The 26,379-nt window shown below is 58.3% G+C and carries 17 protein-coding genes and 2 tRNA genes; 10 read left to right on the top strand and 9 right to left on the bottom strand.

What is annotated here, in order from left to right; all coding sequences use genetic code 11:
• Positions 1–66: 66 nt before the first annotated feature.
• From ACUIAF_RS06190 to ACUIAF_RS06160, 7 genes are all read right to left on the bottom strand, one after another.
• Complete coding sequence (locus tag ACUIAF_RS06190; RefSeq protein ID WP_046323574.1) at positions 67–909, bottom strand: formate/nitrite transporter family protein; 843 nt, start codon at positions 907–909, stop codon at positions 67–69.
• A 110-nt stretch (positions 910–1,019) separates the two neighbouring features.
• Positions 1,020–3,851 carry an ABC transporter ATP-binding protein/permease gene (locus ACUIAF_RS06185; protein ID WP_445338203.1) on the bottom strand — a complete coding sequence of 944 codons (2,832 nt, stop codon included), beginning with the start codon at positions 3,849–3,851 and terminating at the stop codon, positions 1,020–1,022.
• A gap of 104 nt (positions 3,852–3,955) precedes the next feature.
• The gene (locus ACUIAF_RS06180; RefSeq protein WP_445338202.1) at positions 3,956–7,414 is read right to left on the bottom strand and encodes an FtsX-like permease family protein; all 3,459 of its coding nucleotides are present in this window, start codon (positions 7,412–7,414) and stop codon (positions 3,956–3,958) included.
• 2 nt (positions 7,415–7,416) lie between these two features.
• Positions 7,417–8,118 (bottom strand): ABC transporter ATP-binding protein, encoded by a 702-nt coding sequence (locus ACUIAF_RS06175; protein WP_198216729.1) that lies wholly within the window; start codon positions 8,116–8,118, stop codon positions 7,417–7,419.
• Positions 8,119–8,282: 164 nt separating this feature from the next.
• Positions 8,283–9,734 (bottom strand): ABC transporter ATP-binding protein, encoded by a 1,452-nt coding sequence (locus ACUIAF_RS06170; RefSeq protein WP_445338200.1) that lies wholly within the window; start codon positions 9,732–9,734, stop codon positions 8,283–8,285.
• Positions 9,712–10,410, bottom strand: a complete 699-nt coding sequence (locus ACUIAF_RS06165) for an energy-coupling factor transporter transmembrane component T (RefSeq protein WP_198230208.1) — start codon at positions 10,408–10,410, stop codon at positions 9,712–9,714. Before ACUIAF_RS06165 ends, ACUIAF_RS06170 begins: the two co-directional genes overlap by 23 nt.
• Positions 10,407–11,015, bottom strand: a complete 609-nt coding sequence (locus ACUIAF_RS06160; RefSeq protein ID WP_015021078.1) for an MptD family putative ECF transporter S component — start codon at positions 11,013–11,015, stop codon at positions 10,407–10,409. Before ACUIAF_RS06160 ends, ACUIAF_RS06165 begins: the two co-directional genes overlap by 4 nt.
• Positions 11,016–11,234: 219 nt before the next feature.
• Here ACUIAF_RS06160 and ACUIAF_RS06155 point away from each other — a divergent pair, with 219 nt between their 5' ends.
• The 8 genes from ACUIAF_RS06155 (at position 11,235) to ACUIAF_RS06120 (ending at position 23,873) form a co-directional block, all read left to right on the top strand.
• Positions 11,235–13,322, top strand: coding sequence for an ATP-binding cassette domain-containing protein (locus ACUIAF_RS06155; RefSeq protein ID WP_445338198.1), 2,088 nt, complete (start codon positions 11,235–11,237; stop codon positions 13,320–13,322).
• Positions 13,306–15,069: an amino acid ABC transporter ATP-binding/permease protein gene (locus ACUIAF_RS06150; protein ID WP_445338197.1), complete on the top strand. Its 1,764-nt coding sequence runs from the start codon at positions 13,306–13,308 to the stop codon at positions 15,067–15,069. Before ACUIAF_RS06155 ends, ACUIAF_RS06150 begins: the two co-directional genes overlap by 17 nt.
• A gap of 755 nt (positions 15,070–15,824) precedes the next feature.
• A complete protein-coding gene (locus tag ACUIAF_RS06145; RefSeq protein WP_445338195.1) occupies positions 15,825–16,652 on the top strand; it encodes a helix-turn-helix transcriptional regulator in 828 nt (275 codons plus the stop codon).
• Between the two features lie 100 nt (positions 16,653–16,752).
• Complete coding sequence (locus ACUIAF_RS06140; RefSeq protein ID WP_015021082.1) at positions 16,753–17,925, top strand: MalY/PatB family protein; 1,173 nt, start codon at positions 16,753–16,755, stop codon at positions 17,923–17,925.
• Between the two features lie 7 nt (positions 17,926–17,932).
• The gene (gene nhaC, locus ACUIAF_RS06135) at positions 17,933–19,414 is read left to right on the top strand and encodes a Na+/H+ antiporter NhaC (RefSeq protein ID WP_445338192.1); all 1,482 of its coding nucleotides are present in this window, start codon (positions 17,933–17,935) and stop codon (positions 19,412–19,414) included.
• A 229-nt stretch (positions 19,415–19,643) separates the two neighbouring features.
• Positions 19,644–20,708: an Abi family protein gene (locus ACUIAF_RS06130; protein ID WP_445338190.1), complete on the top strand. Its 1,065-nt coding sequence runs from the start codon at positions 19,644–19,646 to the stop codon at positions 20,706–20,708.
• Positions 20,709–21,622: 914 nt separating this feature from the next.
• Positions 21,623–22,639 carry a hypothetical protein gene (locus ACUIAF_RS06125; RefSeq protein WP_445338188.1) on the top strand — a complete coding sequence of 339 codons (1,017 nt, stop codon included), beginning with the start codon at positions 21,623–21,625 and terminating at the stop codon, positions 22,637–22,639.
• Positions 22,640–22,880: 241 nt separating this feature from the next.
• Entirely contained in the window at positions 22,881–23,873 is a 993-nt protein-coding gene (locus ACUIAF_RS06120; RefSeq protein WP_445338187.1) for a hypothetical protein, read from the top strand.
• A 277-nt stretch (positions 23,874–24,150) separates the two neighbouring features.
• On the opposite strand, the gene ACUIAF_RS06115 is transcribed toward ACUIAF_RS06120, so the two are convergent.
• Positions 24,151–24,223: transfer RNA gene (locus ACUIAF_RS06115), tRNA-Ala, on the bottom strand.
• Between the two features lie 37 nt (positions 24,224–24,260).
• Positions 24,261–24,334 (bottom strand) — tRNA-Ile (locus ACUIAF_RS06110).
• Positions 24,335–24,438: 104 nt separating this feature from the next.
• Here ACUIAF_RS06110 and ACUIAF_RS06105 point away from each other — a divergent pair.
• Together ACUIAF_RS06105 and ACUIAF_RS06100 are read left to right on the top strand one after the other, a co-directional pair.
• Positions 24,439–25,047, top strand: coding sequence for a M48 family metallopeptidase (locus ACUIAF_RS06105; protein WP_445338186.1), 609 nt, complete (start codon positions 24,439–24,441; stop codon positions 25,045–25,047).
• A gap of 495 nt (positions 25,048–25,542) precedes the next feature.
• On the top strand, positions 25,543–26,310 hold the full coding sequence (locus tag ACUIAF_RS06100; RefSeq protein ID WP_445338185.1) for an SDR family oxidoreductase: 768 nt from the start codon (positions 25,543–25,545) through the stop codon (positions 26,308–26,310).
• The last annotated feature ends 69 nt before the right edge of the window (positions 26,311–26,379 follow it).

The following is a 26,379-nucleotide window of genomic DNA, read 5'->3' as shown; positions in this document are numbered from 1 at the left end:
GCTCAGGCTCGTAAGCACATCTGTGGTCTCCGATGAGCGAGGGACGGCGGCAGGCGGGAAGGGCTGTCAGGCCTTGAAGTGGCGCTCGTCGTTCATGGTGGCGAAGTTCAGACCGATCAGGATGCCGCCGCCTATATAGTTGCCCAGCATGGCCACCAGGACCACCAGTATTGCCTTCCAGGCGTTGACCCGCCCGAAGACGCCCAGGATGAGGAAGAGAGCCGAATCCGCTATCGAGTGCTCGAACCCGCAGAAGGCGAAGACGAAGACGGCCACGACCATGATGATGCACTTGGTGAAGTCGTTGGAAAGCTTGCCGTTGTAGACCATGAGCATGGCGATGTTGATGCAGAAGTTGCACAGGATGCCGCGCACGAAGAGGTCGGCGAACCCCATGGGACCGCCGGAGACGTAGCCGATCTTGGTCGTCGCGGCCGCCAGCATCTGGTCCAGGGTGGGACCGCTGACGATGGATGAGAATCGCAGGATGACGGCCACGATCAGGGCTCCGACCAGGTTGCCCAGAAGGCAGAGGACCAGGATACGCAGGGAGGCCAGCCAGCCCAGGCGCTTGTGATAGGCGCCTATGGTGACCACCATCATGTTGGAGGTCAGCAGCTCGGAGTTGGTGTAGTAGATCAGGACCAGGGCCCAGCCGAAGGTGGTTGCCGCCAGGACCCGACCTGCCAGAATCAGGCCGTGGTCGGCGGGGTTTTGTCCGGCCTGACCCATGATGACGAAGAAGGCCGTGAAGAAGATACCCACAAAGAGGCCGGCCATGGTGGCCCGCTGCATGTACTTGCCGGTCAGGGCGCCGCTCATGGTCTTCTTGCTCTCGACCACGTCCAGGACGGTGCTGATGAAGGCCCGTCCGGGGAAGAGGGGCTGTCTGTTCTGTTGATCTGTCATTTGATTGGGTTGCTCGTTCACGGGGTTCATTATGGCATTCCCGAGCGGGGGAAGGCCGGCCTTAGGGCCCTACTGTGCGGGAATTCACTACTTTGCCAGTGTCGCCGGCATCACTCGGTGCGCAGGGCGGTGGCAGGATCCTGCTTGGCCGCCTTGCGTGAGGGGATCAGGCCGCCGATCAGGGTCAGGACCACGCTCAGAATGACCAGAGCCACGCCACCCGAGGCGGGCAGGGCCGCGTTCACCTCGGTGGTGCCCATGAAGTGGTGCATGATGCTGTTGGCCGGAATGATCAGCAGCAGGGTGATGCCCACCCCCAGCAGGCCCGCCAGAAGACCGATGAGGCCGGTCTCGGCGTTGAAGACGTTGGAGACATTGCGCTTGGAGGCGCCCATGGCGCGCAGGATGCCGATCTCCTTGGTCCGCTCCAGAACCGATATGTAGGTGATGATGCCGATCATGATGGAGGAGACCACCAGCGAGACCCCGACGAAGGCTATCAGCACGTAGGTGATGACGTTGATGATGGTGGTGACCGAATTCATCATCAGGCCGACGTAGTCGGTATAGACGATCCGGTTCTTCTTTGCGGCCTTGTCGTTGTAGTGCTTGATGGAGTCGCCTACGGAATTTTTGTTCTCGAAGCTGTCCGTGTAGATGCTGATGCGGGAGGGGGCATCCCGGGAGATCAGGCCGAAGTCGCTCAGGTTGTCCGCGTAGGTGCCGGTGGAGACGTACTGGTTGTAGATGGCGACCAGGGCGTCCTGGGGAGCGGTGGCGATGTACTGGTCGAAGGCCTGGGCCGTCTGCTGTTCGGCTGAGGCACCCGTGGGGATGCCCGCAGAACCTTGGGCTCTTGCAGCGGCCCCGGCCCGGCCCTGGGCTTGGGTCTCCTGGCCGGCAATGGCTGCCGAGCCCTTCATGATCTCCTGGGCCATGCTGGCCTTCTGGCTGACGCCCAGGGATGCGATGTAGGCCTTGGCGTCGTTGGCCTTGGCGGCATCGTCGGCAGGGGCGAAGGCCATCCCGTTGAGGACGCTGTGGCCCTGGTCGGCCTCCTGGTCGGTGACAATGGGGCTGGTCTTGGCCTGGTCGATCAGATAATCAGTCAGCTGGCGGGTATACCCGACGCCGACCTTGAGTGGCGTGGCCTTGGCCCCCTGGTTGGGACGAACAATGCCGACGATATGCAGCTGCAGACCCTGGTCGGCGGCCTTGGACATCTGGTCGGTGCTGTCGCCGATGTAGTGGTAGTGGCCGTCGGTCCCCTTGGCATACTGGTTCGCAGCAGGCACCAGGGAGAGCTTCTGGTCCATGGCCTTGGCGTATTCGATGGGCTTGGTGTCGACCTTGACCTCCTGGCCGCTGTTGAGTTTGTTCATCATGTCTGTGTACTGGCTGGAGGGGAGGATGCCCAGCTTGTAGAGGCTGGTGACGGGCATCTGGTTGTTCTTGTCCAGCACCAGGACCACCTGGTCCTTGGCCTTGGGCCAGGTGCCGTTCACCACCTGGTAGTTGTCGGTCACCACCTTGCTGATGGTGGTCTTGGCATCGGCGCCCGGCATGATTTCGCCGAAGATCTCCGGAGCCTTGTTCTTCTCGGTCTTGCCGGTCAGATAGGACATCTGCATGGACTGGATGTCACCCATGTCGCTGTCGGTGTTGGCCGTGGCCATCTGGCTGGCGGTGGAGCCGGCATCGTTCTGCCCGCTCATGGTCACCTTGTCCGCAGAGACCAGCTTGCCGTCCGGATCGTGTCCGAAGACCGAGAACTTGGTGGCGTAGGAGTATTGGATGCCTACGGACCCCACGTACTGATGGATTTCGCTCTTGGGATTGTCCAAGTATTTTTTGAAGTCTGTCAGGTTGTTCTGGGTGATGCTGCTGGTCAGGCTGGAGGCCCCCTTGATGCTGGAGTCGTCCGGCTGGATGGCCTTGAGATCCTTGTGGGCCTTGGCCTCCTTCTGGGATTCCTGGGCGGAGTCCACTATCTTGTTCAGGTCAAAGGACTGCTCCTGAATGGTGATGGGGTAGGAGGTCATGGTCTCCCGCTGCACCCTGTCGATGTAGCGGTTGACCCCAGTGGATACGGACAGGATCAGGGCGATGCCGATGATGCCGATGGATCCGGCGAAGGATGTCAGGGCTGTTCGGGCCTTCTTGGTCCGAAGATTGTTGAAGCTCAGCGACAGTGAAGTCAGCAACCCCATGGAGGCCTTGCCGAAGGTGCGGTGGCGGGCCCGGCGGATGGGCACCTGGTCGTCGGGCAGGGGGTCGGAGTCGCTGATCACGGAGCCGTCGTGCAGCTCCACAATCCTGGTGGCGTACTGGTGGGCCAGCTCGGGGTTGTGGGTGACCATGACCACCAGCCGGTCCTGGGCCACCTCCTTGAGCAGGTCCATGATCTGGATGGAGGTCTCGGAGTCCAAGGCTCCGGTGGGTTCGTCTGCCAGGAGGATGCGGGGGTTGTTGACCAGGGCCCTGGCGATGGCCACCCGTTGCATCTGCCCGCCCGAGAGCTGGTTGGGCCGCTTGTTCACATGCTGGCCCAGCCCTACCTGCTCAAGGGCCTTCCTGGCCCGCTCACGCCGCTCCTGCCGATGCACGCCTGAGATGGTCAGGGCCAGCTCAACGTTGGACAGGATGCTCTGGTGGGGGATCAGGTTGTAGCTCTGGAAGACGAAGCCCACGGTGTGGTTGCGGTAGGAGTCCCAGTCACGGTCCTTGTACTTTCTGGTGGAGGTGCCGTTGATGATCAGGTCGCCCTTGTCGTAGCGGTCCAGCCCGCCGATGATGTTGAGCAGGGTGGTCTTGCCGGAGCCGGAGGGGCCCAGGATGGCCACGAACTCGTTGTCGCGCAGGTTGACGCTGACATCATTCAAGGCCTGCTGGACGAAGTCCCCTGTTTTGTATTGTTTGGAGATGTGTTCGATCTGCAGCACCGTCGTCCTCCGCTTTCTGGATTCTCAATGGCTTTAATGACATGGACTTATGGACTCTTGGAGTGCCAGCTTACGCCATCAGAATGGGTAAATGCCGATATGGCCTAGTCCACCGACTTGAGGGCCTCCAGCATATCCACATGCTTGAGCTTGTTGTTGACCATCCAGCCCAGGCCGGCCGTGATGACCGTGATCATGACCAGGGGCACGACGAAGGCCACCCAGCTGATGGAGGGGTCAAAGAGGACGTTGTCCGGAGGGACGGTGGTGATGATGTAGTGGTGCAGCCAGGCCCCGAACCCGTACCCGGCCAGGACGCCGATGGCCGAAAGGAGGATGGTCTCCCGGTAGATGTACATGGTCACCTCGCGGTCGTAGAAGCCCAGCACCTTGATGGTGCTCAGCTCGCGGATCCGTTCCTCCACGTTCAGGTTGGTCAGGTTGTAGAGGATGACCAGGGCCAGCAGGGTGGCCACGATGATCAGCACCTGCATGATCATGTTCAGGGACCTGACCACGGTGTCGATCTGGCTCATCAGGGTCGTGTTCTGCACCACCCCCTGGATTCCGTCGATCCGCATGAAGGAGGCGGCCTGCCTTCTGGTGTTCTCCGCGCTCGAGTCCTTGAAGGTGACCAGATGGGCGTTGGGCGAGAAGTCCTGGTGGAAGACGGTCCTGTAGGCCGATGGGCTCATGAAGACGAAGTGCCCCAGGTACATCTCACAGATGCCTTCCACCCGCATGGTCCTGTCCCTGCCGCCTGAATCCTGCAGGGTGATCCTGTCGCCGGCCTTGGTCCCTGTCAGCTGGGCGATCCGCTCGGAGAGGATCACGCCGTCGCCCTTGAGGCTCAGGGGCTTGTGCCCGGACCGGGTGTCCATGCGGATGAAGTCGTCCAGGTGCTCGGCGCTGGCCGGCGCGATCATGGTGATGGACTGCTTGTCGGCGTTGTGGCCGGCCGTCTTGCTCATCTCCTCGTAACGCACGTTCAGGGAGCGGCTCACATCGGGCTTTTCCAGTCGTTTTTTGATGGATTGGCGCTGGTCGGATGTGGCCTGGCTGTTCTCGGCGGCAATCAGGTCGTAGCGAATGACTTGGCCGAACTGGTGCTCGTTGATGGCCGAGATGGATCCCTGCACGCCGAATCCCGCCATCAGCAGGGCCACTGACCCGCAAACCCCGAAGATGGTCATCAGCATCCGCTGCTTGTAACGGAAGATGTTCCGGGCGGTGACCTTGTGGGTGAAGTTGAGCCTGTTCCATATCAGGGGGATGCGCTCCAGGAAGATCTTCGAACCGGCGCTGGGCGGCTTTGGCAGGAGCAGCGCCGACGGCTTCTCGCGCAGCTCCCGCCAGGCGCTCAGGAAGGCCGGAACCACGGCGCTCAGGAAGGCCAGCAGGCAGGCCAAGAGGGTGATGGGCAGGTGGAAGCCGTAGTGGATGGGCGGCATGTCGAAGGCGTGGGCATAGGCCTGGTAGACGATCCAGGGCAGCAGGGTGTGGCCGGTGATGATACCCAGAAGCGCGCCCAGGGCGGAAGCCGCTCCGCCATAGACCAGGAACTTGGCCATGACATCCCGGTCCCTGTAGCCCAGGGCCTTGAGCGTTCCGGCGTTGATCCGTTCCTCGTCCACAAATCGCGTCATGGTGGTGAAGGTGACCAGGGCGGCCACCAGGTACATGAAGTAGGGGAAGACCTTGGCCAGCGAGTCCACGATGAACGATACGGAGGCGTAGACCTTGTAGCCCTCCGAGCCGGGCGCTTCACGGCGTGAGTCCAGGGCGTAGACCGGCTTTTCCAGTCGGCTCAGCTGGTCGGCCGCCTTGTTCAGCTTTTCCTGGGAGTCGTCGATCCTCTTCTGGGCGTCCGGGCTCTCCCTGTTGAACTTGCCCAGTTTGGTCTGGTACTCCGCGGTTTTCTGGTCCAGGATGGCCTGGGCCTGGTCGATCTGCCCCTGGGCTGAGGCACGGCTGCTGGCCAGCTGCTGCCGGGCCTGGGCTAGCTTGGCCCTGCCCTGGGCCAGCTGTGCGGACCCCTGATCAAGTTGGGCCTTACCCTGGGCCAGCTGGCGCTCGCCCTCCTCCGCCTTGGTTCTTGCTTGGCTCAGTTCCTGGCGCTTTGCGTCCAGGGTGTACTGGTTGGCCGCAATCTGGGACATGCCGGGGGTGTACTGGTTGGTCATGAAGGCATCGCGGCCCGCCTTGGCCTTGGCTACCAGTGCGTCGATTTGCGGTGACTGCTGGTTGAGCTCGGCCAGCTGGACCTGGAGTCCGGCCTTTCTGCGGTTGAGCTCGTCCTGCTGCTGGGGGGTCAGCCCGGGGGCGGCCAGCTGGGCGTCGATGGCCTGAATGAGGCCGCTGACTTGTGCTATGCCCTGTCTGCATTGCTTCTGGGCTTCCTGGGCCTGGGCTACAGCCTGGTCGGCTTGGGCCTTGCCGCCCTCCAGCTGCTGGCGGGAACCATCAAGTTTGGCCTGTCCCTGGTCGATGGCCTGCTGTCCCTGGTCGGCCTGCTGCCTGCCCTGGTCCACCTGGCTGGCGGAGGACTGGTACTGTTTCTGCTTTCTGGCCAGTTCGGCCGACCTCAGATCCACCTCCTGCTGTCCCTGGTCAATTGCCGCCTGGGCCTGCACCGTCCTGGCGGCCAGTTGGTTCTTGGCGGACTGGATGCTCTGGGCACCCTGGTCCAGATCCTTCCTGGCCTGGTCCAGCTGCTGCCTGTTCCCTTCGAGTTCCTTTCTGGACTGGTCCACCTGATCCTGCCCCTGGTCCAGCTGCTTCTGCAGAGGAGCCTTGATGGCGTTCAGTCTGGCGGTGGGGCGTCCTGACAGAATCCTGTTCAGGTCGTCCTTGTGGGTCTGCAAGGCCTGGATGTACTGGTCGGAATAGTGGTCCCGGATCCGGTCCAGGTCCTTGAAAGTCAGGCGGGCGATCATGTACTCGTCCGACTCGAAGGCTTTAGGTGTGGTCACAGCGTAGGAGTCCAGGGAACCGGATCCGGCTGTGGAAGGGCCCATGTTGACCTTGCTCAGGATCTCAGTCGACCTGACCGTGCCCACCACGCGCAGCTTGTGGTGCCTCAAGACCTTCCTGCCCAGCTGGTCGGCCTTCTCATCCACCTGGATGCTGCTGCCAATGGGGTGGCTCCCGGCCAGGGCCGTGTCGACCGCCACCTGGTCAGGCCTGGCCGGCATGGATCCGTCGACCAGCTCGTAGGTGGAGATCCGGTCGGGGGCGGAGTAGATGCGCAGGCTCTTGTCGGTCCCCTTGAGCGCCACATCCTTCAGATACCCGTATTCGATGCCCGAGTTGCCCGGGGCGGTGTCGATGGCATCCCGGTCCTCCTGATCCAGCCCGTAGCTGCTGATGACCATCAGATCGGCCAGATGGTGGCTGGACAGGTAGGCGTTGCCGGCCTGCCGCATGTCCGGCCCGGTTACGCTCAGTCCGACCAGGGCGAAGGAGCCCAGCGCCACCAGACAGACGATGGAGATGAACCGTCCCAGGGACTTGCGCAGGGAGACCCGGATGTCGTGCCAGAGCACCTTCCTGACGGGCTGCATCCTCACCACTCCACGTTTTCGATGTCTTCGGGGCTGTCATTGGTCTGCACGGCCTGGACCCGGGCGTCGTGCATGCGGATGACCCTGTCGGCGATGGGGGCGATGGCCGCGTTGTGGGTGACGATGACCACGGTAGCGCCATTCTTGCGGCACTGGTCTTGGAGGATGCGAAGCACCTGCTTGCCGGTCCGGTAGTCCAAGGCTCCGGTGGGTTCGTCACAGAGCAGGATCTTGGGGTTCTTGGCCACGGCCCGGGCGATGGCCACCCGCTGTTGCTCACCACCGGAAAGCTGGGCGGGGAAGTTGTCAATCCGGTCGCCCAGGCCCACGTCGACCAGGGTCTGGACCGGGTCAGCGGCGTCGTCCACGATCTCCGAGGCCAGTTCTACGTTCTCCCTGGCGGTCAGATTGGCCACCAGGTTGTAGAACTGGAAGACGAATCCCACGTCGTAGCGGCGGTAGGTGGTCAGCTGCCGGGCGTCGTAGCCGGCGATATCCTTCCCGTCCACGATCACCTGGCCCTCGTTGCAGGTGTCCATACCGCCCAGAATGTTCAGCACGGTCGACTTGCCCGCGCCCGAGGCGCCGAGGATGACCACCAGCTCGCCCTTCTCGATGGAGAAGGTGACCTCATTGTTGGCCACGATGGTCGTCTCGCCGGTCACATACCGTTTCGTCTCTCCGATGACGTCGATATAGCCCATCATGCCCTCTCGTAACCCTGGCTGTGCGGCGGGGTCGTCCGACGCAAGGGACGCCCTCCTGATGCTCTTTTCCCCACTACTGTATACGTTTGTGGGGTCCGGAGCACAGGAGAACCGCCTGCCGGGAGGCGTCATGTTCGCCGACCTTGCAAGGGTTCGGAGGTTCAGAGGGCTTGCAGGAGGTTGCCCAGTTTGCGGCTGTCCCTGACCGGTCTGCCCTGGCGGAAGGTGATGAACCGCTGGCAGGTCTGGGCCAGGAACTCCTGGTCGTGTGAGATGACGATCACCATGACCCCCAGGGAGCGCATGTAGCGGATCATCCCGGTCACCTGGTTCATGTGGAGCAGATCCAGGCCGCTGGTGGGTTCGTCCAGAACCACCAGGCGCTTGCCAGACAGTATGGCGGCCGCGATGGCCACCCGCTGCTTCTCCCCGCCGGAGAGGGTGTTGGGGTGCCGGCCCAGGAGCCGCTCCAGGTCCAGCTTTCGTGCCACTTCCTCGAAGAGGTCGGTCCGCCTGGCCCCAAGAAGCATTTCGCCCTCCACGGTCTCGCTGAAGAGCTGGTAGTTGACATCCTGGAAGACCATATAGGAGTCCTCGACGCGCTCCCTGACGGTCTGCTTCGTCCCATTCAGGCTGATCTCCGACCTGTCGCCAGGCTTGAGCAGTCCGGTCAGGACGGAGGCGAAGGTGCTCTTGCCGGCACCGTTGCGGCCGATGATGCCGGTGATGTCGTCGCTGGACAGGGTCAGGTCGTCCACATCCAGGGCAGGATCCTGGTCGTGGTGGTAGGCATAGGTTAGGTTCCTGACCCGCAAGAGGTCGGGGGTCTTCTCGGTAGTGACCCTGGCTGGGGCGCTCGCATTCTCGGTCGCGTCCAGATTCAGGGCCCGCAGCCCCATGGCCTGGCGGCTTGGGCCATCCAGCCCCCTCATGGCGGCCGGAGTCAGGTGCTCCGCCAGCCTGCCGTCCTCCATGACCAGGAAGTCGTCGGCCAGGCCGTCCAGGTAGTAGAGGCGGTGCTCGATCAGGACCATGGTCAGGCCCCGGTCCTTCAAGCGGCCCAGAATCTGCGCCAGGCTGGCCACCGCTTCCACGTCCAGATTGCCGGAGGGCTCGTCCAGGACCAAAATCTCCGGGTCCATCATGCAGGAGGAGGCGATGGCGATCATCTGCTTCTCGCCCCCGGACAGGGAGAAGATGTCCCGGTCCATAAGCGGGGCGATGCTGAAGAGGTCAGCCACCTGGTCTATGCGCTCACGGATGGCTTCCGGCTGGACCCCGGTGTTCTCCAGGGGGAAGGCCAGCTCGCTGCGGACGTCGGTGGTGAAGAACTGGGTCTTGGGATTCTGGAAGACCGACCCCACCTGCTCCGAAAGACGGTAGATGGGTCGGGCCGTGGTGGGTTCGCCCTCGATCAGGCACTCTCCCTCCAGCTTGCCCTCGTAGAGTTCGGGAATCAGGCCGTTGATGACCCTGGACAGGGTGGTCTTGCCGCAACCGCTCGGCCCGGTGATCACGGTCAGCCGTCCCTGGCCCATCCGGCAGGAGACCTCCTGGAGGGAAGGCTGGCTGGCGCCCTCGTAGGTGAAGCTAAGCCTGGAACATTGCAACATAGGCTCCACATCCCATAAGGACCAGACCCAGGGCACACATGAGCGCATCCAGTCTGGTGAAGGCAATCCGTTGGATGGAGGTCTTGGGTCCGGGGTCGCCAATCCCCCTGGTCAGGGCAGCCGAGGTCAGGTCGGAGGCCACATTGGTGGCGTTGTTGAGCAGGGGGACGTAGATGTACTCCATGGTTCGCATCGGGTGCCGGACCATGTCGCCGGTGGTGACCGCGATCCCCCTGAACTTCATGGCCCGTCTGATCTGGGCATAATCGTGTCTGACGGTCGGGAAGAAGCGGAAGAGGACGCTGACGGGGATGACCAGCCACTGGGGGGCGTGGATCTTGCGCAGCAGGTAGACCAGCTCCGAAACCTTGGTGGTGCCCATCATGAAGGCCGCCACCAGTACCAGGGGGAGGATCCTGCCCACGCCGACGAAGAGGAAGAGCAGATAATGCCCCGGCAGATTCTCGGGGAAGACCATGGCCAGTGAGGCGCCCAGGGCGAAGACCAGGCAGACCAGAAGCCAGGCCTGGCCCTTCCTGATCCTGCCCACGATGACCTGGAAGCTGCAGAAGTAGATGTTGATGGCCAGAACCAGGGGGGTGGGCAGAGTGACAAAGATCAGGGCGTTGGCGAAGATAACCAGCAGGAATCTGGTGTAGATGGAAATGGGCGTCATTGCTTGGCGGGAATCCGGTTGAAATGCCGGTCAACGATCCGGGCGCCTATCCATGCTCCAAGCAGAGCGCCGACCAGGGTGGCCAGAATGCAGACCAGGAAGGTGGCTCCGGTGATGGGCGCGAAGACTCCGTCGATGTACTCCTGGCTCTTGCCGCGACGAACCAGGCTGGCCACGTAGGCGTCCTTCATGAACCAAAGGGGAAGCACGGGACCGGTGCAGCCGAAGGTGAGGATGACGTAGCTCAGGTAGCGGGCCAGGTTGGGACGGCTCTCCCTTAGCGAGGACTGAACCAGATCAGCCAGCAGGCCGCAGAAGGCGTAGGGGATGAAGGAGAGGGCGAAGTGACCGAAGACCAGCAGGAAGAGGCCCATGATGACGCCGACGATGGTGATGGCCCCGAACCTGGGCACCCGGCGGATCATCAGCATGTAGACCGGGCCGGAGACCAGCCCCACCACAGCGGGGATGAAGAGGGAGGACAGACCGGGCATGACCAGGCCAGCCAGGAAGACGGTGATGAAGTTGCCCACCGCCATGCTGACGAAGTAGAGGGCCGTGAAAATGCCGACGTTGACCAGGTCTTTTGTCTTCAGTGCTTTCATAAAGGATCGCTCCCATCTGGGTGGCGGTCGCTCGGCTCTAGGCCATATCCGCCGATTTCATGTTGTGCCGTCAAGTTTAGGAGGGCCGGGAGGGAAAGTAAATGATATTTTTTTATGTCTCTTGCCAGTGCTTCACAATCAGGGTATTGCCTGGCGCGCAGAGATTTTGTTAGTGTCCACTGAGAGGGGCGTATCAGAAAGGCGGCACGGAGGACAGGCATGATCAGCAAGCGACTACTTCATCTACCGGGAGCCAGGATGGGCGCCAGCCTCCTGCTGGCCCTCCTGCAGACGATCGGCGCGCTGGCGGAGGTGCTCCTCCTGCCGGTGGCCGTCGCGGCCGTGGGCCGTTCCCTTGGCCTGGCTGTTCCTCATGCCCTTGCCTGGGTGCCTAATCGGCCCGGGCCTCTGGCGGTCTTGATAGGCGGGCTGATCCTGGTTCGGTTCCTGACTCAGGCGATCGCCAAGTCCGTCAGCGCCCGGCTGGCTGATGGGATGGGCAAGGCGCTCTCCCAGGCCCTGTACCTATCCGTGTTCGACCCCAACAGGCAGGAGGATGATCTGGGCGTTCCGGCGCAGACCCTGGCCAGGCTTTCGACCGAGGGGGTCAAGTCGGTCGTCTCCTACTTCACGGCCTACATTCCGGCCTTGGTCCAGACCGCCTTGATGCTGGTCGTGACTCTGATCGTCCTTCTGCCCGTCAGTCCCCTGGCTGTGGCAATCGTCGTGATCGGCATGGTGTCTCTGCCCCTGGCATCCAAGCCCACCATGGGCGAGAACATCAAGGTGCAGCTGGGCCAGTTGCGCAAGTATGACAAGGTCGGCGTCCACTTCGAGCATGCCCTGAGGGGACTCAACACCTTGAAGATCTTCGGGGCAGACCAGCGGCAGGCCGACGACCTGGCCGAGGAGTCCGAGGGATTCCGCCGGATAACCATGGGGGTCCTTGGCGGGCAGCTGCGCTCGCTGATCAAGGCCGACGTGGTCATCTACACCAGCCTCATTCTGGCGGTGGCAGCCACGGTCCTGATTGGGCAGGACGGGCCCTCTCGAGTGCTGTCCTGTTTGGTTGTCGCCCTGGCTGGGGTCCGGCTCTTTGCACCTGAGCGCCAGCTGGTCTACATGATGCATTCCGGCATGGTCGCCATCAAGCAGGGCAAGGCCATCGACGATATTCTCCAAGCGCGGCAGGGGAGCGACGAGAAGTCGGCGGCTCCGGGGACGACTCCTGAGTCACGCAAGAAAGTGGCGCCGGAAGAGGTTCCGGCAACGATTCCGGAAGCATCTGAGGAAGCGGCTCCGGAAGCGGGTCTCGAAGCATCTGAGGAAGCAATTCGGGAGTCTGAATCGGAATCCGCCTCGAAGCCTGCTTTGCAGCCTGCGTCGGAATCTGCTTTAGAACCTGTTTCAGATGCTGTCCAAATGCCTGCACGGATATCTGCGTCGAAACCTGTTTTGGGTGCTGTTCAAATACTTGCACCGGGTTCTGCCAATGCGATGAGGCAGAATACTGGTTCGGCGCGATCGAGCTCGCAGCAGGCAGATCAGACGGATATGTCTGGCGACGATTTGCCGGGCATCAGCGCTCGCAATCTGACCTATACCTATCCTGATGGATTCCAGGCCTTGACCAATCTGAAGTTCGACCTGCCGGCCAAGGGGCATGTGGGTCTGGTCGGCGCTTCGGGTTCCGGCAAGAGCACCTTGGCGGGCCTGCTGTCCGGGCGCCTTCAGGGGTATGTCGGCGAACTGTCCATTGGCGGGTGCCAGATCTGCGACCTGTCACGCCAGGACCTGGTCGGCCTGCAGACCGTGGTTCGGGGAACCGACCATCTCTTTACCGGGATCATCAGGTCGAATCTCGATCCGGCCGGACTGGGCTACTCGGATTGGGAGCTGTTGGACGCGCTGGATCAGGTCGGTCTGACCGGTCTTGTCCAAAGCAAGGGCGGGCTGGACGCTCACATCGATCCTGAAGGAGGCAATCTCTCCGGTGGGCAGCGCCAGCGCCTATCCATTGCCCGCGGGCTCCTGCGGCGTTCTCCCGTCTATATCTTCGACGAGGCCACCAGCGCCGTGGACCGCGAGCATGACGCTACACTGGCAGCCCTGATGGATGCGCTGGGCAAGGAGTCCCTGGTTCTAACCATCACCCACCGCCTGGCCGGGGTCCGCAATACCGATTCCATTCTCTTCCTGCAGGAGGGTCGTCTGGTGGAGAGTGGTGGCTTCCGTGAACTGATGGATGCCGGGGGCGGATTTGCCGCCCAGTGGAAGGAGCAGGCCCAGTATGAGGACGGGGAGTGACGACATGCAACAGACGACGAGCAACCTGACGATGATGCGTCGCATGGCCCGGCTGATGAAGCCCCTGGCTGGTACGGAGGGCAAGGCCATCCTCTACGGTAGCTTGGGCCATCTCTTCGCGGTCTGGAGCATGATGGCAGCCGCTGCGGCCCTGATCGGTCTGGTTACCGACTGGCCGCCGCTGAGTGGCCAGTGGGTCGTCTGGGCTCTGGTGGCTGTTCTGACTGCTCTCAGCCGAGGGGTTATGGCCTATGGGGAGCAGTACTACAACCATGAGATGGCCTTTAGCATGCTTCGTGACATCCGCACGACGGTCTTCGACAAGATGCGGTCCCTGGCCCCGGCCGGCCTGCGAAACCAGGCGCGCGGAGACATGGTGACGGTGATTACCAACGACATCGAGCTGCTGGAGATTTTCTACGCCCATACGCTTTCGCCCATCGCCATCGCCCTGGTGACCTCCTTGGCCAACCTGGCTCTGCTCACTTGGCTCTCGCCCTGGATGGGTCTGGCTGCCCTGGTCTCCTATCTGATCGTCGGTCTGCTCATCCCCATCCTGAGCGCAAGGCCTACCTTCAAGGGAGCTATGAGGGAGCGGACGGCCCAAGCCAACCTCCACTCCCTGCTTCTGGAGACCCTTCAGGGCCGCACAGAGCTGGCAGGGTTGGGCGCTCTGGGGAATACCCGTCGCCGGGTGGGAGTCGCTACGGACCAGATGCTGGATGCCAGGGGACGCACCTCTGGGCGGACCATCACCAACGACATGGTCACCAATGTGGTCACTCTGATCTGCGCCGGAGCCTTCACGCTGATGGCCTGCTGGCTTGGCTCTGAGGGGTTGATGGATCCTGCCCGGGGGATGATTGGACTGGTCGGTTTCCTCTCCTCCTTCGCCCCCCTGATACCTGTGGCCCGGCTAGGCGCCGGCCTGCAGCCTACCCTGGCTGCTGCTCGGCGGGTCTTCTCTCTTTTGGACAAGGAGCCGCCTGTACGTGAGGTGGAATCCAATCACGGGAATCCTTTGGCGGAGTTCACTGGAGAGAATGCCAGGGCAGTTTCCTTTTCCTACGCCGGCAAGACTGACACGGGTAAGGACGATCCAGGCAAGACTGACTCGGGTGAACATAGCGACCGGACTTCGGTTTTGGAGGGTCTGGATCTTTCCATCAAGCCTGGCGAACTGATTGGCATCCAGGGGGCCAACGGGGTTGGCAAGTCCACTTTGATTGATCTGCTGATGCGGTTCCAGGAGCGTAGCGGCGGGGACCTGACCGTCTCTGGCCTGCCTATCGAGACCATCCGCACCGCCGATCTGCGTGCTCAGCAGACTCTGGTGAGCCAGGACACCTACATATTCAGTCTCACCTTGGCTGACAACATCGCCTTGGCTCGGCCCGAAGCCAGCAGGGCGGATATCGAGCAGGCGGCCCATGATGCCTGCCTGGACGATCTGATTGACCAGCTGCCCGACGGTCTGGATCATCTGCTTGCCGATAATGGCTCGGACCTGTCCGAGGGGCAGCGGCAGCGGGTGGCTCTGGCTCGCGCCTTTTTGAGCTCGGCGCCATTCATGCTTTTGGATGAACCAACCAGCAATATGGATGCTCTCCTCGAAGGCCGGGTCTTGACCAGGTTGATTGAGCGGAAGGGCGACCGCACCTGTCTGATTGTCTCTCACCGTCCCTCGGTCCTTGCCCGAGCTGACCGGCTGCTGACGCTGCAGGACGGAAGGCTAGTCTCTGCCTGAGCATCTGCATAAAGAATGAGATGCAATTTATAGTGCCGGTTCGAATTGTTGCTCGCAGCTATGTTGCTGTCGAAACAATTCAAATCGGCATGGCACATTTAATGAAAGATTCTAGGCGTGGATTCTTTCTGCCGACTCCGCAAATGGGGAGCGTAGTTGGAGTTAGTTCGGAGAAAAATAGGTTCAGTAAACCAGGTGTCCGCTCTCATCCGGGGTAGTGGTATATCTATCAGCTTCCTCTACAAGCCTGGTTCATGGACCCCAGCAGTCTTGGAACAGCTGAAAAGTAAAGGGTTCCTTGCGGTAGAGTTGAGATAACTAAGTCTATCAGTACAGTTATCGCTTTACCGACTTGCTTCACTAATTAATAGGCGGAAGCCAGCTTTCAGGTCAGCTTGGCATGGACCCCAGCAGTCGAGTAGATAGTCTTCGACAACTTACTTTGGGAATTAGAGCTTGTTGGATTCCCGGCAGAGCGTCGCTTTTTCGATATCCTGAAGCTCCTATCAAGGGTCTAGTTGGTTACTTTGGTTTCCTATCTGCAGATTATGGATGTCCCACCACCTTGTGCTCAACACTATCTGCTTCGTGGTTGAACAGCTGGATTTTCAAGGGTTTGAATAGATGAACATTCCCCATCAAGATTGTGAATTCACAAAAATTACAGAAATAAATAAACAATTTATAGAATCACTCAACAAAATGTTTATTAAATGGTTATACTATCTTCAGGTACTTCACGAAAGAGATGATGTATGAGCAACGATGCACAATCGGCACGCAGCCTTAAGGCGCAGGACAGCGCAGAGCGTGCCCTGATAATCCAATCCTTGGCCCAACTGGTGGAGCCACTGGCCTCGCTGATGCCGGACTGCGAGGTTGTAGTGCATGATCTTTCGCAGGTACCCACCACCATCGTCGCTATTGCAGGAGGTTTGACTGGTCGCAAGGTTGGCGATCCGGCCACCGATGTTCTACTTAAGCAGCTGGCTGAGGGTCGGGTGCGCACCATGGTCAACTACAGCTCTGTTCTGCCTGACGGGCGTCGGATTCGTTGTGCCACTATAGCCGTCAAGGATAGCCAAGGGGAGCCGGTCGCTGCCTTATGCATCAACAGTAGCGTCGAAATCTGGTCCGGGCTTCTGAAAATATGCCAACAAATGCTCTACGGCAGTATCGATGCAAGTTCTGAATCAGAGTTGGAAGTTGATTTTGATAAAGATTTGGATCAGAACCAACGGTATGGCATCGGAAAAAAGACTGGATTCGAGACAGGGCAGATAAGTCGTGGAACGGACTCGGCTGAAGCGAATTCTGCGGGTGAAGTCTTCGTCCACAACCTTGACGACTTGGCGAATATCGTGCTTGATCGTGCTGTTGCCAGCCAGGGTGTGCCCGTTGAACTCATGACAAAAAGTCATAAAAAGGAGGTGATAAGACAAGCCAAAGAGCAGGGCTTTTTCTTCCTGCGAGATGCGGCTGAGACCTTGGCCGACCGCTTGCAGATTTCACGGTTCACCGTCTACAACTATCTCAAAGAAATAGAGGAGACGACCTCCGTCAAAGATAAGAAAAAGCAATAAACGGGGGAAGCACTATCGAGGTCATGGTGGCCTCTGAGGATCACATTGCCAATGAAGGCAAGAATCCAACATAGTTGTAAAGAAGGGAATAGATGTAATTATGGGTCTTCTACATCCCGTTTCAACCCAGGATCTGGGAAGAATACACAGTATCCGCTGGGATGACGCACATCGCATCTGCGGTGACGATGCCATATCCCTGTCGGTGGCAGACATGGATTTCAAAGCCCCGGACCCTTTGGTCCAGGCCGTGGTCAAGCGTGCTCAGGTGGGCGATTTCTGCTACACCTACCTGGACGCCTCATATAGACAGTCAGTGTGCGACTGGTTCAAAAGGCGCCATGGTTGGCAGATTAGTCCAGCCAGTCTGGTGCCGGTAGGCAGAATGGTGGAATCCTTGCCTGCCATACTCAGGGAGGCTCTACCGCCCGCCTGTTCGGTAATCGTTCCTTATCCTGCATACTCGCCCACCCCAACGGCGATTAAGGCTGCAGGGTGCAAGGTTCTTCCGTGGCTGCTCAAGATGGACGGACAAGGAAAATACCGATTCGACTTTGATGCTCTTGGAGGCCTGCTTGACCAAGCTAGTGCGCTGGTAATCACCAATCCGCATAACCCCACTGGTCGCGTATGGACCCGTGACGAACTGGCCAAAGTGGCCAAGGCTGCTGCCAAGCATAATGTTCTGGTCATCTCAGATGAGTTCCATGCCGATCTGATCCATTCAGGATATCGATTTCAGCCTTATCTGATTTCGTCGCCCGAAGCGGCTGGAGGCATCTCCTTTACCTCTCCGGGCAAAACCTTCAACATCGCTGGGCTGGAAACGGCCAATATCGTCGTTCCTGACGCTGATCTACGGCACAAGGTGGAGAAGGCCATTGATGATGCCGGCTGCCATAATCCCCGCTATTTTGCACAAGTTGCTACTCAAGCGGGATACGACCATTGCGCAGACTGGCTGGATGAGCTTCTGACCGAGATTGAGAGGCACACTGATTTTTTGCGAGACTGCGTTGCCGGGATGGATGGTGTGAAGCTGATTGAACCTGAAGGCACCTACCTGGCCTGGATAGATATGAGAGGGCTTGGACTCGAGGATGAGGAAATCGAAAAGCGGCTGGCTAAACAGGGTCTGATGCTGGATCCGGGGACTGACTTCGGCCAGGGTGGCAGCGGCTTTGTGCGCATCAACCTGGCAACAACTACGCCGATTCTGACCAAGGCCCTGTCGCGTATGAATCGGGCGCTTGGCACTTCAACGGAAAGGTAACCTTGCAATGACGAAGGAAAAGAAACAAAGGGAGCAGCGCTCCCCCTCACTGCTCTTGGCGCTGACCCCAATTATTGCTATGGCGATGTTCATGGGGGTTGGAGCCATCTGGCTGGAACTTCCCGCTGAGCCGATGCTTATCCTGGCTGCCGTGGTAGCAGCAATCATTGCCTACATGCTCGGTCACGGTTACGATGAGATGCTCAACACCATAGCCGAGAAGATTGCTGGGATCATGCCAGCTTTGCTGATTCTGATAGTGGTGGGCATGCTTATCGGGTCCTGGATGATTGGCGGAACCATTCCGATGATGGTCTACTTCGGTCTCAAGATCGTATCGCCCCAGTACCTCTATCTGACGGCCCTGCTGGTCACGGCTATCACTTCGGTCTGCACGGGAACCTCCTGGGGTTCAGCAGGTACCATTGGCGTGGCCTTTATGGGAGTGGCGCTGGGCATGGAAGGCATCAATCCTGCCATCGCCGCTGGTGCAGTGGTCAGTGGCGCCTATTTCGGGGATAAACTTTCCCCTCTGTCCGGAGATACCAACCTGGCTGCAGCCATCACCCATGTGAATCTGTTCACGCATATGAAGCACCTGTTGTGGACAACCTTCCCCTCCTTGCTGGTGTCAGCGATAGTCATGTTTGTGGCGGGCCGTGGTGTCCAGTCCACAGGTGGCAGCGGCTTTGACAAGGTTGCCGAGATGAATAACACGCTTTCGCAGGCCTTCACCTGGAACGTGGTCATGCTGCTTATACCCCTCCTGATCATCCTGATCGGGTCTGCATGGAAGAAGCCGACCATCCCGGTCATGCTGCTCTCGTCGGTGGTCGCCATGTTCAATGCCGTCGTCATCCAGCACTTCTCCGTCACCAACGCATTCAGCGCGATTGTCAACGGATTCGACACCTCTATGCTTCCCAGGGGCTTCAACTTGGGTCCCGCAGCCAAGGACATCACCAGTCTGCTGAACCGGGGCGGTATGGAGAGCATGATGAGCACCCTCCTGATTGCATTCTGTGCCCTGTCCTTCGCAGGGGTGCTTTCGGCCTCCGGAGCTTTGAACAAGATCGTGGAATCCCTGCTCAAGATCAGCAAGAGCACCGGCTCATTGATTGTCGTCACCCTGCTGACCGGCATCCTGACCATATCCACCACCTGCAACGGCCAGGTCTCCCTCCTACTGCCTGGCGAGCTGCTGAGGCCTGCCTACATTCGCCGAGGTCTGCATCCCTGCAATCTTGGTCGAAGCATAGAGGATTCCGGCACCATATTCGAGCCGATCCTGCCTTGGACAGCCGCTGGCGCCTATATGGCGGCCACCTTGGGCGTACCTACGCTCTCTTATATGCCTTGGGCAACCCTCTGCTGGACCGGTGTGATTTTCGCCACCATCTGGGGATATACTGGAATCGGCATTCGCAAGCTGACACCGGATGAGCAGAAGACCATGCTCGCCGAGCTGGATAAGGAGAAGGAAGCGTAGAGCATTTTCCCTGCTATAGCTAATCAGCGCCACAACCGGGCAATGCCTGTTGTGGCGCTTTTCTTGTTGGCGGATAAAAGAGAACACGAAATAAATTGACACATGCTTATATGTAATTAGCATTGTAACTACAAAGTCAAAAGGGGGTTGGTCACATTGGCCGGCTCTTCACTAATGGGGCAGCGCTTTTCGAAGCGGATGCCCCATTAGTTTAGCTGCGAGGGCCAATGTGGACAGTTCAAAGCGCATGTGTTTGGCTAAAAGCCTCGATTCTCAAATTGCTAATTTGCAAAACGATGGCGTCGTATTCGATATCTGTAATGAGGAATCCGCTAAAGCATATCTATCTGCGAACACCTATCTGTTTAGGATTAAGCGATATGCTTCTAATTTCAATAAGAACCATGATGGGAAGTACAAGAATCTCGATTTCGCTGTACTCAAGGATTTGGCGGTCATTGACTATGAACTCAGGATGGCAATGGAATATCTGGTAGCAAACGCGGAACATGATTTGAAAGTGCGATTCAATAATTTATTGATGTCAAATTCTGAGCTTGACGGTAAACGAATCGCAAAGCTGGTTGATCCACATGATTGCTTTGTATTTGATGAAAAAACTGGCTATCGAAATCAGCGCGATGGCAAGCCTGGCAAGACAGGAATCAAGCTTAAATATTCTCCTTATTCAGATGCTATGGTTCGCAAATATTTCCCTGACCCTGAAATATGGAATCTATGGGAATGCTTCAATCTGGGTGATCTAATTGATTCATACATGAAGTATCTGGAGTCATCACATCTGAGGGACAATGCTACAAAATTTTTTGGCAACTTCCGTAGATTGCGAAATGCGGTATCGCATAGTGCCCCGTTACTGTTGGATGTGGATAGAACAAACAAGCAGGGCCATGTGCCTCAGACTGAGTTTGTCGATGGGTGTTTGTGCGATCTGTTCCAGATGGATAAACCCCCGGCACCTATTCCAAGTACGATTAAGAAGTCGCAACTTGTCTATGACTATTCAAGTTTCTTGTGCATGTTTCTTACAATCTGTAACAGTATGCCCATACGTCGCGTAGCAGCAAAATTGATGTCAGATCTAGAACAAAGAATATGCAAGAATTATGAGCAGTATTATCAGGGGAATTCGGAGTGCATCCACTTAAGGAATACTCTTGCGTGCATTATTCGTATTTCTAGAGCGTTCTCGGCATACATTAAAGCTGAAAGAGACAAGCCGCATCAAAGCGGAAGATTGCATTTTATCCCTCAGCCTTTTCCTGTTAAGTGAATCCTGCTCAGTCACCAGTTTGAAGGAATCGCGGTTTTCCCGAAGTCGTTACTTAGCTGATCTCTTACTTGTTTAGTGCATTCTATTTGGATAATGAATCCCTTGCGTCGCTGTATCTCTGTGCACTCTTCTGGTGACAAGTTGTGTTAGAAGCTATGTGTATTGGGTTTTCATTCCTGTTATTGTGATCGGCCTTATTCAGTGGAATCAGTAATTAAAAGAATGAACCCCAAATCGCATTTCGGCGTGATAGATGTGGTTGTGCGTCATAACCAACTGGAAAATAACAAACGTGAATCTTTGCGAAAAGAGAATCAAGTCGACGAGTATCTCATTCGAGTTCTCTATGCTCTCGTTGTGGGCACAAGTCAGATACATGGCTTGTGCAGTCATATTCGTAATGGCAATGGTTCTTACTGGGGACACGTTGTTTGCGCGGTTAGGGGTTGATCGGCGTTGAGGCTTTGTGGACTGTCCTGACATGTTTTGAGGCTATCGGCGACGGAGGCTTGGGGTGTGTTTGGGCAGTAGGTCGTCTAGTTCGACGTCGAGTGTTTCGGCGAGGCGCGGATGCTGCTCAGTCTGGGGTTGGCAGGGGTGTCGTGGTTCGATTCCCCGCGTTCAAGCTTCCAGTAGGTGAAGCACGGGAGGCCTGCGTTGGTTCCCCGCCCTGTTCTGGGAATATCCCTTGACGGTGCGTGCTCTGGCGATGTTGATGCCGAGTTCTTGAGCATAGTCCTTCCGGGTCAAATCAGTGTTGTCCATAAGCTCAATGCAAATAGGATGTCATGTTTGTATACATGACATGATGAGCGTAGCGGGGCATTTAGCGCAAGCTCGGTTATGCTTGAGTCGGATGAAGGGGTCCCTGCCGACAATGGCTGAGGGCCCATGGGAAGGGCAGAAGAGCAATCGTGGAGAAAACCGAGAATAGTAAAAGCAACAATTCGAGGCGCAGGCTCAGCATTGTAGCGGTCCTGGTGCTGGTGGTTGCCGTCATCTGTGGCGGGGGTCTGTGGTGGCATCGCACTGCTGTCCAGGAGCATAATCGGGCTTTTGCCTCTTATAGGGCAGCGGCCAAAACCTACAAGGTTCAGGAAAGTGAATACCACAGGTATCTGGCATCTGACGAGGTAGAGGCCGTCTCAACGGTTACGGATGACCAGGTGAGTGACGCGAAGACCGTCCATGCCTTGGCCAAGGGTGTGCAGGTTGTCAAGCCAGCCCCCGGCAGGACGACAGGGGCGAAAACCAACTTGACCGGGGATGCATCCACTAGCGAATTGAAAACAGCTGCCGATACTCTGAACGCTCAGACCTCGAAGCTCAAATCGAAATTGAAGGCTCTCAAGGGTGACGTGCTTGCTGTCACCACTTCCCAAGCACAAAAGCTGCTCTCTGATGCTATCGGGAACGGAGATAAAATTCTGGTCGATTCCGATGGCAAAGTGCCTGACGGGGACCAGACACGTAACAATCTGACCAAGGCGTTGGAGTCAGCTAAGGATGTCCTCAATGATAAGCAGTCGGTTCTTAAGGTTTTCTCTGATGCTAAGGCCGATCTGGATGCCAAGGTCAAGGCCGTGAATGACGCAGTCTCAGCCAAAGCCCAGGCGGATCAGGATGCCGCTCGGCAACGGGACGAGCGAGCACGCTCTGCTCAGGCGCAGGCCGGAAGTGCACGGGCTCCCGGTGCGGCATCATCCGGTTTGTACCCCCAGTCGAGGTGGTCGGGAAGCATGTCTGGGAATTTTCAGAACCAGCCCGGGGCCGGACGGCAGGGCAGTACAGGGAACGGTGGTGGGTCCACGTCTCCTCAGGTCCCAGCGGTCAACCCTGCGCCCACGACCCCTCAATACACTCAGGAACAGATAGACGGGGCGCACCACTACCTGTGCATAATGCAGCCCGATATCACCACTGGGTGCTGATCTGCCCGACTAGGGTAATCGCAGACTCCTTTCTGTTTGTACGGTGTCGTCCGGCGGTGGGCAATAATGCCTTCATATTGTTTCCCGACCTCAGCTGGATGATGCATTGCTCTAAGAATTGGAGCGGTTCGTCGTTTAGAATGGGCATTGCGAGGCGTTTGGCGCAAGGCTGGTTATGCCAGGTCAAGGGGTTCCTGCGGACAAATAGCTGTGGGTTCGCGGGAAGGGCAGAGGGGCAATCGTGGAGAAATCCGAGAATAGTACTGGTAAAAATAGTACTGGTAAGAGCAGCGGTTCGAGGCGTCGGTTTATCATCATAGCTGCCTTGGTGCTGGTGGTTGCTGTCGTTTCTAGCGGGGGTTTACAGTGGCATCATCATTCCGTGCAGGAGCATGATCGGGCCTTTGCCTCATACAAGGCAGTGGTCAGGTCCTACGAGGCACAGGACGGCGAATACCGCAAATATCTGGCATCTGACGAGGTTAAGTCCGCTTCGGCGGTTACAGATAATCAGGTCAGTGACGCTAAGACAGTCCAGATTCTGGCCAAGAGCATGCAGACCGTCAAGCCGGCCTCCGGTATGACGACAGTGGCGAAAACCAACTTGACCGGGGATGCATCCACAAGCGAATTGAAAAAAGTTACCGAAACTCTGAAGGCCCGGACTTCGAAGATGAAGTCAAAATTGAAGATTCTTAAGAGGGATGTGCTTGCTGTCACCACTTCCCAAGCGCATAAGCTGCTCTCTGATGCTATTGGGAATGGGTATAAGGCCCTGGCTGATTCTGATGGCAAAGTGCCTGACGGGGACCAGACGCGCAACGACCTGGCCAAGGACTTGGACTCAGCTAAGAATATCCTCAATGGCAAGAAGTCTGTCTTTAAGGCTTTCGCCGACGTCAAGGCCGATTTGGATGCCAAGGTCAAGGCCGTGAATGACGCAGTCTCAGCCAAAGCCCAGGCGGATGCCAAGGCTGTTGCAAGCGCTCCCTCTATGGTTGATAGCGGTTACGGCGCTACTGCGCGCCGGGGCGGCAACGGCTATCGAGCCCCATCCCAGAACGGCGGCAGCAACTATTGTGCACCCTCCGGAGGAGGCGACACAACTGCCCCCAAGGGCGGCAACGGTGACAGCAGTGTTAATCGTCACCCTGCTTGGGTTGGCACAACCGATGGTTCAGATGGAGAAGCTCATTGGGAAGGTGATCATCTGATTGGCCATCAGGATTTCTAATATTCCTAATTCCTATTAAAATATCTGGTTCTTACATAAAGCGATGGTGTTGAAACTTGTATTGAACCAAAAACTGCTTCCACAAGTAGCTTCGCTGAAAATTTTTATAAAACGGCTTGGTGAGGGTGGGTATGCATTCAGTGGCACGGAGATAATAGTGAAGTCGTATCTTGCCGCATGAGCTTCGGCTTCTGACTTGCTCACTTTGCGGCATCATTGCCAGCCGCCCACAGTCAACGTCGATACGCATTTTCAAGAGACCTAAATAATCTACCTGTGGAGCTAGCCGGATTCGAACCGGCGACCCTCTGCTTGCAAAGCAGATGCGCTACCAGCTGCGCCATAGCCCCGTGAATGTGTAAAGAACTTCAACCGCACAAGAATGCGTGGGCCTGGGAGGACTTGAACCTCCGACCTCATCCTTATCAGGGATGCGCTCTAACCAGCTGAGCTACAGGCCCATGCCGTGTGACCGAAGAATCACACAAATGGATAGCTTACCATAGTGTCCCCTCAAGTCAATCCCGGCGGCGTCGCGTCGCGTCTTGGCGGAAGAATGGGGGTCATGAGGCGGAAACGGCGTGCGGAACCAGTCCGGTCGGAGCAGCTGGAGGTCAGTGGTGAGACGGTTTTGGTCATCAGGAAGCGGATCGCCAACGTCTATCTGCGGGTCAAGCCGCCTGACGGCCATCTGGAAGTGACGGCGCCTCTAAAGCTGGACGATGACCAGATTCGTGCCTTTATCGACGGCAAGCGCCGCTGGATCGTAACCACTAGAGAGCGTCTGGCCCGCTCACGCGATGTATACGCCCAGCTTGGAGCTGATGGTCTGCTGTCGCCAGACCGATCCGATGCCGAAGCAAAGAGGATTCTCCGTGAGAGGTTGCCCGTCCTTCTGGATCGCTGGGTCCCAGTGGTGGGCCGTCGACCTGAGCGCATCAGTCTGCGGAAGATGAAAACCCGCTGGGGCTCCTGCACCCCCGCCACTGGCAGCATCCGGCTCAACACCGACCTGGCTTGGCTGGATTCTGACCTATTGGAGTATGTGTTGGTTCACGAGCTGACCCACCTCTACGAGCATGGTCACGGGCCCGGCTTCCGCGCGCGGATGGATCGTTATATGCCCGACTGGGCTGAGCGCCGTCGTCGGCTCAACCGCTATTTAGCTCTGTGACCTCCGAAGCTTAGACGTCTGAAGTCATGACTTCGAGATCCATGACTTCTAGACTCATGACTTCCGGAGCCGTAAAATCCTCATGAGTCCTGAACCTATGGACGGGGAGCTTGTAAATTACGAACCTGCGGCATCATCCGTGCTGAAGATTTCGTGACCAAACCCTCGCTAGGCCATCTGGTGCGAAGTTGAATCGGTTTTTGATCGTCTTGTCTATCCCGATCTAGACCGACTATATGGTCTGATTCAGCCCGATCTCACTTTGCTCTGTTCTGACTCAACCTAAATCTGCCTTTGATTCGTTCTGGCCCTACTCAAGTCTGGTGTAATGCACCACATTTGTCATCCAAGACTAAAGGAAGACTGCCGCAGCCCATGATGGTGCGCTAGCGTTGAGGAAGAGGGGTGATCCTGCAGCAGTTAGGTAGGGTCCCTGTGACCCGGAGACGTGTGTGGAGCCGATCCGGGGCAATCGATCATGAAGGAGCGGATGAGATGACGGAATCCAAGAAGACAATCAAGCGCGCCGTGGTGACCGGCGCCTCCAGCGGCATCGGCCAGGCCAGTGTGCGGGCCTTAGTTGACAAGGGCTGGAAGGTGGTCGGCCTGGCCCGGCGCGAGGACAAGCTCAAGGCTCTGGCTGACCAGCTGGGTCAGAGCTTCACCTATGAGGTCTGCGACGTGACTGATGAGGCCTCCACCCAGGCGGCCGTCGATGCCGTGCTCAAGGGCGGGCCGGTCAAGGCTCTGGTCAACTGTGCCGGTGCGGCCTTCGGCAAGGATCCGGTGGCAACCTCTAGTTTGGACGACTGGCGCGGCATGTACGAGCTGAACGTCATCGGCACTCTGCGGGTCATTCAGAAGCTGCTTCCGGCCCTGAAAGAGTCGGAGGGCACGGTCCTGGTCATCTCCTCGACGGCAGGCATCGAGCCCTACGAGGGCGGCGGCGGATACTGCGCTTCCAAGGCGGCGGAACGGGTCATGGCCCGCATTCTGCGGCTGGAGCTGATTGGCGAGCCAGTGCGCGTGGTCGACATCGCCCCGGGTCTGGTCCACACCGACGAGTTCTCCCTGAAGCGGTTCGGTGGGGATAGCGACCGGGCCGATGCGGTCTACGCCGGGGTGCCCGACCCGCTGACCGCCGAGGACATCGCGGGATGCGTCACCTGGGCCCTGGAGCAGCCCGACACTGTGGACATTGACCAAATCGTGGTCCGCCCCCGCGCTGAGGGCTCCTACACCAAGCTCTACCGTCGCAGCTGAGCCTGGTAAGGGACCGATTCCGTCAAAAACTGATTCTGTCCAAAACCGAGTTTGGCAGGTTGATTCTGC

The sequence above is a fragment of the Bifidobacterium sp. ESL0822 genome, from assembly GCF_052606675.1.
The sequence above is the reverse complement of the archived record's forward strand: the minus strand, read 5'-3'. Positions and strand labels throughout refer to the sequence as shown.

Excerpts from the sequence above, each read along its gene's own strand:
- ACUIAF_RS06190 (WP_046323574.1), bottom strand. The coding sequence starts at position 909 with ATGACAGATCAACAGAACAGACAGCCCCTCTTCCCCGGACGGGCCTTC.
- ACUIAF_RS06180 (WP_445338202.1), bottom strand. The coding sequence starts at position 7,414 with ATGCAGCCCGTCAGGAAGGTGCTCTGGCACGACATCCGGGTCTCCCTG.
- ACUIAF_RS06175 (WP_198216729.1), bottom strand. The coding sequence starts at position 8,118 with ATGGGCTATATCGACGTCATCGGAGAGACGAAACGGTATGTGACCGGC.
- ACUIAF_RS06170 (WP_445338200.1), bottom strand. The coding sequence starts at position 9,734 with ATGTTGCAATGTTCCAGGCTTAGCTTCACCTACGAGGGCGCCAGCCAG.
- ACUIAF_RS06165 (WP_198230208.1), bottom strand. The coding sequence starts at position 10,410 with ATGACGCCCATTTCCATCTACACCAGATTCCTGCTGGTTATCTTCGCC.
- ACUIAF_RS06160 (WP_015021078.1), bottom strand. The coding sequence starts at position 11,015 with ATGAAAGCACTGAAGACAAAAGACCTGGTCAACGTCGGCATTTTCACG.
- ACUIAF_RS06155 (WP_445338198.1), top strand. The coding sequence starts at position 11,235 with ATGATCAGCAAGCGACTACTTCATCTACCGGGAGCCAGGATGGGCGCC.
- ACUIAF_RS06150 (WP_445338197.1), top strand. The coding sequence starts at position 13,306 with ATGAGGACGGGGAGTGACGACATGCAACAGACGACGAGCAACCTGACG.
- ACUIAF_RS06145 (WP_445338195.1), top strand. The coding sequence starts at position 15,825 with ATGAGCAACGATGCACAATCGGCACGCAGCCTTAAGGCGCAGGACAGC.
- ACUIAF_RS06140 (WP_015021082.1), top strand. The coding sequence starts at position 16,753 with ATGGGTCTTCTACATCCCGTTTCAACCCAGGATCTGGGAAGAATACAC.
- nhaC (WP_445338192.1), top strand. The coding sequence starts at position 17,933 with ATGACGAAGGAAAAGAAACAAAGGGAGCAGCGCTCCCCCTCACTGCTC.
- ACUIAF_RS06105 (WP_445338186.1), top strand. The coding sequence starts at position 24,439 with ATGAGGCGGAAACGGCGTGCGGAACCAGTCCGGTCGGAGCAGCTGGAG.
- ACUIAF_RS06100 (WP_445338185.1), top strand. The coding sequence starts at position 25,543 with ATGACGGAATCCAAGAAGACAATCAAGCGCGCCGTGGTGACCGGCGCC.